Source organism: Streptomyces sp. NPDC005955 (assembly GCF_042871255.1).
Lineage (GTDB): Bacteria > Actinomycetota > Actinomycetes > Streptomycetales > Streptomycetaceae > Streptomyces.
In genome coordinates this window covers 182,176-194,664 of record NZ_JBIAIF010000004.1, presented here as the reverse complement: position 1 = coordinate 194,664, position 12,489 = coordinate 182,176, and the positions used below count along the sequence as shown (strand labels likewise).

The window sequence follows — 12,489 nt, the reverse complement described above, 5'->3', positions numbered from 1 at the left end:
TTCCCACAGGCGCCGGACCAGGAAGTCCCATGACGACACAGAACCTGCCGTACGCGCCGGACCCATCGGTCCCCGCCCACCCACCACACCTACGGGGCAAGGTCGCCGTCATCACCGGCGGGGGGTCCGGCATCGGCCGCGCCACCGCCACGGTGCTGGCCGAACGCGGCGCCAGCGTCGTCGTGGCCGACATCGACGCGACCGCCGCCGAGCACGTCGCCGGCGGATTGGTCGCCCGGGGTCTCGAAGCCGTTCCGGTCACGGTCGACGTGGGCGAGGAGGAGCAGATCCGGGCGATGGTCGCCACGGCGGTGGCCGTCTTCGGAGGGGTGGACGTGCTCCACAACAACGCGGCGCTGCTCGCCCCCGAGGTCCTCGGTCGGGACCAGCGCATCACCGACATCGACGGCGAGTTGTTCGCCCGGGTCCTGCGGGTCAACGTGCTCGGCTACACGTTGGCCGCCAAACACGCGATACCCCACATGATCGCGCGCGGTGGTGGCGTCGTGGTCAACACCGCTTCGGCGGCCGGCCTCCTCGCCGAACTCGTCCGCCCCATGTACGGCACCTCCAAGGCGGCCATCCTCGGCCTCACCCGCAGCATCGCCACCCAGTACGGGAAGCAGGGGGTCCGTGCGGTCGGCATCGCCCCGGGCCTGGTGCTGACCCCCGCACTGACCGACACCCTCACCCCCGAACAACAGAAGGGCCTCGCCCGGCACACCCTCACCCCCCGGGTCGGGGTGCCCGAGGACATCGCCTGCCTGGTGGCCTTCCTCGTGTCCGACGAGGCCGGTTACATCACCGGCACCACGATCTCCGTGGACGGCGGGTTCACCGCGCACTTCCCCACCTACGGCGACGAACTCGACGCGGCCGACCCGGCGCCCCACCCGTGCCCGCCCGCCCGGGCGGCCGCCGCGCCGTTCTCACACGTCGATCCTGGACCGGTCGAGCGTGGCGGCGGAGCGGGCGATGAACTCCTTGCGCGGTGCGACGTCGTGGCCCATCAGCAGGTCGAACACGGCTTGAGCCGCCTCCAGGTCGGTGAGGTTGATCCGACGTAGGGTGCGGTGCCGCGGATCCATGGTGGTCTCGGCGAGTTGGTCGGCATCCATCTCGCCGAGACCCTTGTACCGCTGGACCGAGTCCTTGTACCGGATGCCCTTGCTCCGGAACTCCCGCAGCGTGTCCCGCAGCTCGTGGTCCGCGTACGTGTAGACGTACTTGTCCTGGCCCCGCTCCGGCTGGATCAGCTCGACGCGGTGCAGCGGCGGCACGGCGGCGAAGACGCGGCCCGCTTCGACCACGGGCCGCAGGTAACGGTGGAACAGGGTCAGGAGCAGGATGCGGATGTGGGAGCCGTCCACGTCGGCGTCGGTCATCATGATGATCTTGCCGTAGCGGGCCGCGTCCAGATCGAAGGTCCGCCCCGAACCGGCTCCCACCACCTGGAGGAGCGCGGTGCACTCGGCGTTCTTCAGCATGTCCGTGACGGACGACTTCTGCACGTTGAGGATCTTGCCGCGGATCGGCAACAGCGCCTGGAACTCGGAGTTCCGGGCGAGCTTCGCCGTCCCGAGTGCGGAGTCGCCCTCGACGATGAACAGTTCGCTGCGGTCGACGTCGTCGCTGCGGCAGTCGGCGAGCTTGGCGGGCAGGGAGGAGGACGCCAGGGCCTTCCTGCGGCGCTGCGCGTCCTGGTGCTGACGGGCCGTGACCCGGGTGCGGGCGGCGGCGACGACCTTCTCCAGGACGACCCGGGCCTGCCGGGCCGCGTCACGTTCGGCGGAGGTGAGGAAGGCCTTGAGTTCCTTGCTGATCACGGTGTTGACGATGCGCCGGGCCGCCGAGGTGCCGAGGACCTCCTTGGTCTGCGCCTCGAACTGCGGCTCGGCGAGACGGACCGTGAGGACCGCGGTGAGCCCCTCCAGGGCGTCGTCCTTGACGATGTCGTCCTCGGTGACGCGCAGGAGCTTCCGGCCCCGCAGCACCTCGTTCATCGTCCTGGTGACGGCCTGTTCGAAGCCGGTGACGTGGGTGCCGCCCTTGGGGGTGGCGATCACGTTGACGAAGGAGCGCAGCGTGGTGTCGTAGCCGGTGCCCCAGCGCAGCGCCACGTCCACGCCGAGCTCGCGGGTGACCTCGGTGGGCGTCATCCGGCCGTGCTCGTCCGCGACCGGGACCGTCTCCTTGAAGGTGCCGCGGCCGCCGAAGCGGAGCACGTCGCAGACCGGCCCGTCGCTCGCCAGGTGCGTACAGAACTCGCTGATGCCGCCGTCGAAGCGGTAGCGCTCCTCGGGCTTGCCGGGCCCGGACCCGGCACGCACGACGACGGTCAGATCCGGTACGAGGAACGCGGTGTGCCGAGCCCGCTGGTGCAGGTCCTCCACGGACAGCCGCGCGTCCGCGGGGAAGATCTGTCGGTCGGGCCAGTAGCGTACGCGCGTGCCGGTGCGGGACTCCGGGACGGTGGCGGTCCGGCGCAGGCCCCGGGCGGGGGTGAAGGGCGCGTCGGGTCCGGGGCCGGTGTAGGTGCCGGGGGTGCCGCGGCGGAAGCTGATGGCGTGGGTGTGGCCGTGACGGTCGACCTCGATGTCCAGTCGGGCGGACAGCGCGTTGACCACGCAGGCCCCGACGCCGTGCAGGCCACCGGAGGCGGCGTAGGAGCCGCCGCCGAACTTACCGCCGGCGTGGAGTTTGGTGTAGGCGATCTCGACTCCGGACAGGCCGGTGCGGGGTTCGCTGTCCACGGGGATGCCGCGGCCGTCATCGGTGACCTCCACGGAGCCGTCGTCGTGGAGGACGACCTCGATGAGGTCGCAGGCGCCGGCCAGAGCCTCGTCGACGGAATTGTCGAAGACCTCCCACAGGCAGTGCATCAGACCGCGACCGTCGCTGGATCCGATGTACATGCCGGGGCGCTTGCGTACGGCTTCGAGTCCTTCGAGCACCATCAGGTGCCGTGCGGTGTAGTCGGAGCCGTCCTGCGGGCGGTTGGCGGCGGCCGGGGCGGGGAGTGTGCTCACGCAGTGCTCTCCTGGGCAACAGAGGGGTGGCGGTGGGGTAGCGGTGGGGAGATGGCGGGTCGGGCGCCCGGGAGGGCGGCGAGGGCGCCCGTTCCGTGCGAGGCCCCCGATGTCTCAGACGGCTCAGACGGCTCAGACGGCTCAGATGTCGAGGAAGCGGACGTCCTTGGCGTTGCGCTGGATGAAGTGGCGGCGCGCTTCGACGTCCTCGCCCATCAGGACGGAGAAGAGGTCGTCGGCGACGGCCGCGTCATCGAGGGTGACCCGGCCGAGCACCCGGTGGTCGGGGTCCATGGTGGTGACGCGCAGTTCCTCGGCGTTCATCTCGCCCAGGCCCTTGAAGCGCTGGACGGAGTCGTCCCTGACCCGGCGCCCCTCCTGCCGGCCCCGCTCCAGGAGCACGGTGCGTTCGCGGTCGGAGTAGGCGTACTCGACGTGGTCCCTGCTCCACCTGACCTTGTACAGCGGGGGGCGGGAGAGGTGGACGTGGCCCTCCTCGATCAAGGGGCGCATGAAGCGGAACAGGAAGGTCAGCAGCAGGGTGTTGATGTGCTGCCCGTCGACGTCGGCGTCCGCCATCAGAATGACCTTGTGGTAGCGGAGCTTGGCGATGTCGAAGTCCTCGTGCACGCCCGTGCCCAAGGCCGAGATGATCGCCCGGACCTCCTGGTTGTGCAGGATCTTGTCGATCCGGGCCTTCTCGACGTTGAGGATCTTGCCGCGGATCGGGAGGATCGCCTGGTACTGCGGGTTGCGGCCGGACTTGGCCGAGCCGCCGGCGGAGTCCCCTTCGACGATGAAGAGCTCCGACACGGCCGGGTCGTTCGACTGGCAGTCGGACAGCTTGCCCGGCAGTGCAGCCGTTTCCAGCAGGCCCTTGCGACGGGTCAGGTCCCGCGCCTTGCGGGCCGCGACCCGGGCCGTGGCCGCCTGGACGGCCTTGCGCACGATGTCCGCGGCCTCGTTCGGGCTGCGGTCGAACCAGCCGGTCAGGTGCTCGTGGACGACCTTCTGCACGAAGGTGCGCGCCTCGGTGTTGCTGAGTTTGGTCTTGGTCTGGCCCTCGAACTGCGGCTCGCTGACCTTCACCGAGATGATCGCGGTCAGGCCCTCGCGGATGTCCTCGCCGGAGAGGTTGGCGTCCTTGTCCCGCAGCAGCTTCCGTTCCCGCGCGTAGCGGTTGACCACCGTGGTCAGGGCCGTGCGGAAGCCCTCCTCGTGGGTGCCGCCCTCATGGGTGTGGATCGCGTTGGCGTAGGAGTACACGCTGTCGGTGTACTGACCGTTCCACTGGAGGGCGACCTCGACCGACAGCAGTCGTTCCGGGTCCTGGGCGGCGATGGTGATGACCGAGGGGTGGACCGGCTCGCCCTTGCGGGTGTTGAGGTGGGCGACGAACTCGGCGATGCCGCCGTCGTAGCGGTAGGAGACCGTCTTCGCTGCCGGGTCCGGGTCGGTGGTGTCGGCCGCGGCCGTCGCGCGCGCCGAGGACCGTTCGTCGGTGAGGGTCAGGGTGAGCCCCCGGTTGAGGAAGGCCATCTCCTGGAACCGCCTGGACAGCGTCTCGAAGGAGTACGTGGTGGTCTCGAAGATGTCGCCGTCCGCCCAGAACGTCAACGAGGTGCCCGTCCGGGAGGCGGCCTCGTGGCGGGCCAGCGGGGCGGTGGGAGCGCCGTGCCGGTACTCCTGCGTCCACCGGTGGCCGTCGGTCCAGATCTCCGCCGACAGCCGGGTCGACAGCGCATTGACCACCGACAGGCCCACACCGTGCAGACCGCCGGAGAACGTGTACCCGCCGCCCCCGAACTTCCCGCCCGCGTGCAGCACGGTCAGCACCACCTCGACGGCCGGCCGCTTCTCCACCGGGTGCATGCCCACCGGGATGCCACGACCGTTGTCGACCACCCGCACGCCGCCGTCGGCCAGGACCGTCACGTCGATCCGGTCGGCCACTCCCGCGAGTGCCTCGTCCACGGAGTTGTCCACGAGTTCCTGCACCAGGTGGTGCAGCCCCCGCTCGCCCGTGGAGGCGATGTACATCCCGGGCCGCTTGCGCACGGCGTCCAGGCCGTCCAGCACGGTGATCGCGTGGGCGTCGTACGACGTGGCCCCGGCCGGGCCGGGCTGCCGGGGTTCGGGGGTGGCGGCGGTGGCGCGCGTGTCGTGGGTGGTCACGGATGCTCTCTTTCGGGCATGGCGGACCGCGCTCCCGCACCACGGTGCGGGAGCGGCCGGACCGCTCGCGGAGGCGGGGCAGGGCAGCCCCAACAGGGCCCCGGAAGCCCACGGGCATCGGGCCGTTGACTGCCGGAACGTCGATCAAGATACCGAAGGTGCGACTCGATGATGGGGCAACAGTGCCTCCATGTGTCAATGTGCGCCCCTTTCCTCGGGGGAGGCGATCCCCCCTGCCCGGGATCCCTGAAAACGCGACAGAGGGCCACTCGGGGGCTTTCCTGATGCCTTGCCGTGGAGGGCTTCAGCGGCTTTTTCCCGCGTGGTCCTCGGTGGTTCGCGTCGCGCCGCGTCAGGTGGCTCGTCGTCCCCCTCGGCGGTGTGTCGCGCGACCGGCCGCTCCGGGGGCGGCGCGGGTCCGTCGTCGCCCTTGCCCCTCGGGCGGGGCGACCGGGTGCCGGACGACCTCGCAGGTGGCGCGACGGTCATGAGGCCCCGGCGGCAATCCCTCGAACGGGGGAGCGTCCTCTCCCGGGTGAATCGAACGCCGCATCACAGGTATCCGACCGGGCGGCAGAGGTCCATGGGTCGGTCATCGAACTTTCGGCCGAAGATTCGTCCGGAAGTGAGCGTGACGCGCTGTTGATCTGGTGCGTTGTGCTTGCGTCAAGACTTCACCCCTCGACGTGGGAGGTCCCGTGCATCCTGTTCCCGTTCGTCCCAGTCTTCACCTGGTGTTCGAGTGCATGACCCGTTCCGCGGCCACCGGGCCACGCGCGGTTGACGACCAGTCAGGTGCCTACGCGCCCTCACCATGTGCATGCCCGAGGCGGTGCGCATGCGGCTACTGAACCACCTGCCCGACACCCTCGACGCCTGGGCCCGACGGGCCGTCGGCGCCTTCGACACGGTCCGGGACGTCTCCGCGCCCACCCCGGGCTCCTCCCGGGTGTGGGAACTCACCCGCCCGGACCGCACCACCCGGTTCATCATCAAGATCGCACGTGACCCCGCACGCTACCGCGCCGAAACCTTCGCCTACCGCCAGGCCGTGCCCGCCGTACCGTCCGGCGGCGCGCCCCTCCTCCTCGACTGCGGTGCCGAACACCTCGCCCTGCTGCTCACCGCCCTCCCCGGCCGCCCGCTGCGGGAACTGCGCCTACCGACCGTCGAGGAGCGCGAGGCGTACCGGCAGGCGGGGGCACTGCTCGCCCGGTTCCACACCGCAGCGGAGCCCACCCCCGCACGCCGCGCCGAGGCGCGCGACGAACTCGACGGCGCCCCGCACCGACTCGAACGTCACCTCCACATGTGTGGGGACCGGGTGACGGCCCGGGAACGCGCCCTGGTCCGAGGGCTCGTGGCCGACCTCCCGCACATCGGGCCGTTGCCGCTCGCCTTCGTCCACGGCGACGTCCAGCCCGGGAACCTGATGTGGTCGGCGGCGGGAAACGCGGCCTGGATCGACTTCGAGCGGGCCCGGTTCGCCCCCGCGGTCCAGGACTTCGTCCGGCTGGCCGCCGGTCCCTGGGCCGACCGCCCGGCCCTGCGCGCGGCCTTCCTCGCCGGCTACGGGCGCCGCCCCGGCCCCACCGAACGGCACGCGCTGCGCTGCCTCGCCGCGCTCGACGCCATCGGCTCCCTGATGTGGGGACCTCAGCACGGCGACGACGAGGTCACCGCGCGGGGCCGTCGCACCCTCGACCGGCTCGTCGAGGGGGAGTTCGCATGAGCACCCTCACCCTGCCCGGCGACGGACCGGGCGACCGTACACCGGGCGACCGCACACCGGGCGCCGACCCCGACCCGCCCCACCCCCCTCCGCCACCCCCGGCGGACATCCGTTACCAGGGCCAGTACGGGAAGAACCCCCTCGGCGAGGTCGGCTTCCGGGCCCTGTGCGCCCGACTGCCCTCGGTGCTCGCCCACACCGGGCGCCTGGCCTGGGCGGCGGACCGGCGGGCCGTGCTGCTCCTCCTGGTCTGCCAGGCGTTGACCGGGGTGGCCGCGGTCGTGCTGCTCGCCGCCACCGCGCGGGCGATGCGGGCCCTCGTGGCGACCGGCTCGGTCACCGACCGGCTCCAGTCGATGCTTCCCGTGCTGCTGGTCGTCGCCGCCGCGGCGGCCGTCGGCCGGATCGCCGCCGCACTCTCCTGGTACGCGGACGACCGGGTCAGCCCCCTGCTCAGCACGGCGGCCGACACCGCGCTCGTCGAGGCGGTGTGCCGGGTCGAGGCGTCGGCGTACGGGACGGAGAGCTTCGCGGAACGCCAGGAGGCGGCCGAGATCGGCGTGGTGCGGACCGCCGCCATGGTCCGCGACGGCCAGACCTTCCTCGCCGCGGCCGTCCGGATGGTCGCCGCCTGCGGCGTCCTGACCGTGCTGCACCCGCTCCTGCTGCCCCTGCTCCTGCTCGCGGTGCTGCCGGCGGGGGTGGGCGCGGTGCTGTCCGCGCGCGTCGACTACGAGACCCACTACGCCAACCTGGGCGACCGCAACGTCCGCGGCATGATGCGCTGGTGGTCGACCGCCCCGAAGTACGGCGACGAGGTCCGGGCCAACGGCATGACCGGCTACCTGCTCTTCTGGTACCGCAGCCTGTCGGAGCGGATCGACCGGCGGACCCTCGGCATCGCCCCCCGGGTGCTGCGGATCTCCCTCACCGCCTCGGCACTCGGTGGCGTGTTCCTCCTGGTGACCTGGGCGGCCCTCGCCTGGCTCGCGGCGACCGACCGGGTGGAGCTCGCGATCGCCGCGACGGCGGTCGTCGCCGTCCAGAGTTCACTGGGCGCGCTCACCCAACTCGTCCGCGGCGGCGCCGAGATGTTCCACACCAGTCTCTACCTCGCCGACATGCGTACCTTCCTGGACCTCGCGGACCGGCACGCGCCCGCCCGGGGCCCGGCCGTCATCACCGCGCCCGTCCACGAGATCCGCTTGGACGACGTGGCCCACCGCTACCCCGGCAAGGACCGTCCCGCCGTCGACGGGCTCAGCCTCACCCTGCGGCGCGGCGAGATCGTGGCGATCGTCGGCGAGAACGGCTCCGGAAAGTCGACCCTGACCCGCCTGGTCACCGGCATCCTGCTCCCCGACCGGGGCACGGTGCGGTGGAACGGAACCGACCTGGCCGCCGCCGACCCGGACACCGTGTGGACGCACACCGGGCTGGTTCCGCAGATCTTCGCCCAATGGCCGCTGCGGGTCCGGGACAACGTCACCCTCGGCCAGCCCCGCAGCCCCGACGACGCCCCGGTCTGGCAGGCGGTGGACGCCGTCGGGATGCGCACCGCCGTCGAGGAACTGCCCCGCGGACTCGACACCCTGCTGGCCCGGGAGGTCTTCGGCGGCCATGAACTCTCCGGCGGCCAGTGGCAGCGCCTGGCCTGCTCCCGGGCGCTGTACCGGCGGCCCGCGCTGCTGATCCTCGACGAGCCCACGTCACAGATGGACGCACGCGGTGAGCACCAGATCTTCGAGGAGATCAAGAAGATCGCTGCGGACCGGATCACCCTGGTGGTGACCCACCAACTGGAGAACACCCGGGTCGCCGACCGGATCGTGGTCATGCGGGACGGCAGGATCGTGCAGGAGGGCGGGTACGAGGAACTGTGCGCGTCGGACGGGCTCTTCGCGGAACTGCTCGCCCTGTCCAAGGACCGGTGACGACCGTGTGCGGCACGGCCCCCGGGAGGGCGGACGGCATCGGGCGAGCGGCGGGGTCGTGGTCCCGCCGCGGTGCGCACCGTCCCGAGACGGGGCGGTCGGTCAGGCCGCGCCCATCCGGTCCCGCCAGTAGGTGAAGGCCGTCACGGGGTCCTCCAACGCGTCCCACGGGAACATCGTCATATGGCGCCCGACGCGTTGGAAGACCTCGGTGGCCTCCGGCAGCCAACGCGCCCGCACCAGGGCGAACGCCAACAGGTTCAGATCGGACACGGCCTCGGCGTGCGGGGGAGCCGAGGTGTGGAACCAGCCCTTCAACGCGAGTTCCAGTTCGCTGGCCGCGGCCTTCTCGTGCCAGATGCGGTGGGCCGCCAACGCCCTGGTGCCGCCCGCCTCGACGGCGTGCGCGAAGTGCTCGGCCCGGGCCGCCAGCGGCAGCAGGGCCAACGGCGAGCCCGGCGGCGCCTGCGCCGCCGAGTGCCAGGCGAACGTCGTCATGTCGCTCACCGAGCCGTGGCTGCGGGGCGAGAGGTACCGCAGCACCACGTGGTGGGCGGTCCGGTTGCCCGGGTCACGGTCGATGATCTCCCGCCAGATCGGAGCCGCCCGCCGCGACGGAACCCGACACCCCCGCATCAGGTCGAGCAGGGCGATCAAGGGCGTGGGGTCCTTCGGGTGGGCGTGGGCCGCCCGGACACAACGGGTCTGGGCCCCGTCCAGCGCCGCCGCCGTTCCGGAGACCGTCCGATGGGCCTGGACGCACGCCTGCATCACCACCGCGTCCGGGTTGTCCGGGGCGTAGTCGACCCAGTGGTCCACCGCCGCCGGGGACAGCACCCGGGACAGCACCGACACCCGGTGGGTCCTGCGGTCCCAGTCGGTCCCCGTGGCGTCCAGCAGATCGGCCACCGGCTGCCAGGCGGGGCGGGTGCGGTCGGCGCCGAACCCTTGCAGTTGGTGGATGGGCCGGATGTCGGTGAGTGCTTGGCGCAGCTCACGGTCGTCGAGTTCCGGACGGATGCGAACCGTTCTGCTTCTTCGCAGCATCACTGGTCCTCTGTGGGGGAGGGCGGGCACCGCGCGGTCGACGCGGCGCCCGGATGTGGATGGGTCGGTGAGGGTGAGCCGGTCAGCAGCACCTCGATCGCGGGGCCGCTTCCTGACGGGCTGCTCTGATCCGCTGGTACTCCCGAGGGGTGGGCACGGGAGTGCCGGGATCTTCGTGGCGGTGCCGCGCACAGTACCGCTCGTACTCGGTCTCGCCGGTGAGCTCCCGCAGGTACCAGTGGATCCAGCGCACGGCCCGCCGCACCGGTCCGTCGCCACCCCGCCGGCGGCCCGACGCGGGAGCGTCCCGGGGCCGGGCGGGCGTCATGGTGCCTCCCCGGGTCCGGACGCCGCACCGGCCGGGCGCCGCGCGCGCGGGGCCGGTGCGTCGATCGCGGACGGGACGTACGGGGTCTGGGTGGACCTCGTGCTCCCGGGGGAGCGGACCGCCCGGACGCACACCACCAGGGCGTTCACGAGGACCGTGAGGACCAGCAGCACGAACAGCACGATGAGGACGCCGTTCACCGTGGAGTTGGTGACCACCGTGTGCATCTCGTCCATGGAGGTGGCGGGTCGCAGTTGGGTCCCGGCGTCGATGGCGTCGGCGTAGCGCTCGCGCTGGGCGAAGAAGCCGACACGAGGGTCGTCGGAGAAGACCTTCTGCCAACTCGCGGTGAAGGTGACGGCCACGATCCAGGCGAGCGGCACGCCCGTCACCCACGCCCAGCGCAGTCGGCCCGAGGTGATGAGGAGGGTCGTGGCGACGGTGAGGGCGATCGCCGCGAGGAGTTGGTTGGCGATGCCGAACAGCGGGAAGAGCTGGTTGATCCCGCCCAGGGGGTCCGTGGCGCCGACGTAGAGGAAGTACCCCCAGCCGGCGACCACCACGCCACTGGCGAACCAGACACCGGGCTTCCAACCGACGCGCCCCATCGGCTTCCACACGTTGCCCAGCATGTCCTGGAGCATGAACCGGCCGACCCGGGTGCCCGCGTCGACGGTCGTCAGGATGAACAGCGCCTCGAACATGATGGCGAAGTGGTACCAGAACGCCTTCATCCCCTCACCGCCGACCACCTCCGAGAAGATCTGCGCCATGCCCACCGCCAGGGTCGGGGCGCCACCGGTGCGGGCGACCAACGAACCCTCGTCCACCGCCTTGGCCGCGGCGGCCAGTTCCTCCGGCGAGATGGTGAAGCCCAGCCCGGCGACCGCCTGGGAAGCGGACTCCACGGTCGAACCGAGCAGCCCCGCGGGCGCGTTCATCGCGTAGTACAGCCCCGGGTCCAGCACTGCCGCGGCGATCAAGGCCATGACGGCGACGAACGCCTCCATCAGCATGGCCCCGTAGCCGATCATCCGGACCTGCGACTCCTTCTGGACCAGCTTCGGGGTCGTTCCCGAGGCCACCAGGGCGTGGAAGCCGGACAGCGCACCGCAGGCGATGGTGATGAACAGGAACGGGAACAACGAGCCCGCGAACACCGGCCCTTCGCCGGAGGAGGCGAAGGAGGTCACCGCCTCGGCTTCGAGCCGCGGGGCGGCGATGACCACCCCGGCCGCGAGCAACACGATCGTGCCGATCTTCATGAACGTCGACAGGTAGTCCCGCGGCGCCAGCAGCATCCACACCGGCAGCACCGACGCCACGAACCCGTACACCACCAGGCAGAACACCAGGGTCGTCGGGCTCAGGGTGAAGGTGTCCGCCAGCGACGAGTGTTCGATCCAGCCGCCGCCCACGATCGCCAGGAGCAGCAGGCCCACCCCGATCGCACTGGTCTCCAGGACCCGCCCCGGACGCAGGACGTGCAGGTAACAGCCCATGAACAGGGCGATCGGAATCGTCATCGCGACGGAGAAGGTGCCCCACGGCGAGTCCGCGAGCGCATTGACCACGACCAGCGCCAGCACCGCCAGCAGGATGATCATGATGGTGAACACGGCGAGCAGCGCCGCCGCCCCGCCGATGCGCCCCAACTGCTCCCGGGCCATCTGGCCGAGGCTCTTGCCGTCGCGCCGCATCGACAGGAACAGCACCACCATGTCCTGCACGGCACCCGCGAAGATGACGCCCGCGACGATCCACATCGTGCCCGGCAGATAGCCCATCTGCACCGCGAGCACCGGGCCCACCAGCGGACCGGCGCCGGCGATCGCCGCGAAGTGGTGCCCCAGCAGCACCCGACGGTCCGTGGGTTGGAAGTCCACCCCGTCGTTGATCCGCTCCGCCGGGGTGGCCCGGGTGTCATCGAGGCGCAACACCCGCCGCGCGATGAACTTCGAGTAGAAGCGGTACGCGATCGCGAACGAACCGAGGGCCGCCGCCAACAGCCAGACCGCCGAGATCTCCTCACCCCTGGAGAGTGCGAGCACCCCCCAGGACACGCCCCCCACCAGAGCGACCAGGGACCATATCAAGACCGATTTCCAGCGGAGCCGCGAGGACGGCACAAGGGTTCCGGACACGGTGAATCCTTCTGTTCGCAGGGGAGAACACAATGCGTCGTAGAGGTACCGGTCAATCGGTCCCACGGGTCACGGACTTCACGGAACTCGCATCAAGCAC

7 protein-coding genes and 1 pseudogene are annotated in these 12,489 nt (G+C 71.3%); 3 read left to right on the top strand and 5 right to left on the bottom strand.

The window, feature by feature from the left end; genetic code table 11:
• Window positions 1-29: 29 nt before the first annotated feature.
• Window positions 30-827 (top strand): annotated as a pseudogene (locus tag ACFYOU_RS12585) (SDR family NAD(P)-dependent oxidoreductase); the annotation flags it as partial.
• Window positions 828-929: 102 nt separating this feature from the next.
• Here the strand turns inward: ACFYOU_RS12585 and ACFYOU_RS12580 are convergent.
• Together ACFYOU_RS12580 and gyrB are read right to left on the bottom strand one after the other, a co-directional pair.
• Window positions 930-3,029: a toprim domain-containing protein gene (locus ACFYOU_RS12580; RefSeq protein WP_391305217.1), complete on the bottom strand. Its 2,100-nt coding sequence runs from the start codon at window positions 3,027-3,029 to the stop codon at window positions 930-932.
• A gap of 141 nt (window positions 3,030-3,170) precedes the next feature.
• Window positions 3,171-5,204, bottom strand: coding sequence for a DNA topoisomerase (ATP-hydrolyzing) subunit B (gene gyrB / locus ACFYOU_RS12575; RefSeq protein WP_391305215.1), 2,034 nt, complete (start codon window positions 5,202-5,204; stop codon window positions 3,171-3,173).
• A gap of 838 nt (window positions 5,205-6,042) precedes the next feature.
• Between gyrB and ACFYOU_RS12570 the strand changes: the two genes are divergently transcribed.
• Both ACFYOU_RS12570 and ACFYOU_RS12565 read left to right on the top strand, forming a co-directional pair.
• A complete protein-coding gene (locus tag ACFYOU_RS12570; protein WP_391305212.1) occupies window positions 6,043-6,936 on the top strand; it encodes a phosphotransferase in 894 nt (297 codons plus the stop codon).
• The gene (locus ACFYOU_RS12565) at window positions 6,933-8,870 is read left to right on the top strand and encodes an ATP-binding cassette domain-containing protein (RefSeq protein ID WP_391305210.1); all 1,938 of its coding nucleotides are present in this window, start codon (window positions 6,933-6,935) and stop codon (window positions 8,868-8,870) included. The genes ACFYOU_RS12570 and ACFYOU_RS12565 overlap by 4 nt, the downstream gene beginning before the upstream one ends.
• Before the next feature lie 102 nt (window positions 8,871-8,972).
• On the opposite strand, the gene ACFYOU_RS12560 is transcribed toward ACFYOU_RS12565, so the two are convergent.
• From ACFYOU_RS12560 to ACFYOU_RS12550, 3 genes are all read right to left on the bottom strand, one after another.
• On the bottom strand, window positions 8,973-9,917 hold the full coding sequence (locus ACFYOU_RS12560) for a hypothetical protein (protein ID WP_391305209.1): 945 nt from the start codon (window positions 9,915-9,917) through the stop codon (window positions 8,973-8,975).
• Between the two features lie 82 nt (window positions 9,918-9,999).
• Window positions 10,000-10,245: a CstA-like transporter-associated (seleno)protein gene (locus ACFYOU_RS12555; protein WP_391305207.1), complete on the bottom strand. Its 246-nt coding sequence runs from the start codon at window positions 10,243-10,245 to the stop codon at window positions 10,000-10,002.
• Window positions 10,242-12,389, bottom strand: coding sequence for a carbon starvation CstA family protein (locus ACFYOU_RS12550; RefSeq protein WP_391305205.1), 2,148 nt, complete (start codon window positions 12,387-12,389; stop codon window positions 10,242-10,244). The genes ACFYOU_RS12555 and ACFYOU_RS12550 overlap by 4 nt, the downstream gene beginning before the upstream one ends.
• Between the last annotated feature and the right edge of the window lie 100 nt (window positions 12,390-12,489).

Bases quoted from the DNA above. Each gene is read 5' to 3' on its own strand.
- ACFYOU_RS12570 (WP_391305212.1), top strand. From the start codon at position 6,043: ATGCGGCTACTGAACCACCTGCCCGACACCCTCGACGCCTGGGCCCGA.
- ACFYOU_RS12565 (WP_391305210.1), top strand. From the start codon at position 6,933: ATGAGCACCCTCACCCTGCCCGGCGACGGACCGGGCGACCGTACACCG.
- ACFYOU_RS12560 (WP_391305209.1), bottom strand. From the start codon at position 9,917: ATGCTGCGAAGAAGCAGAACGGTTCGCATCCGTCCGGAACTCGACGAC.
- ACFYOU_RS12555 (WP_391305207.1), bottom strand. From the start codon at position 10,245: ATGACGCCCGCCCGGCCCCGGGACGCTCCCGCGTCGGGCCGCCGGCGG.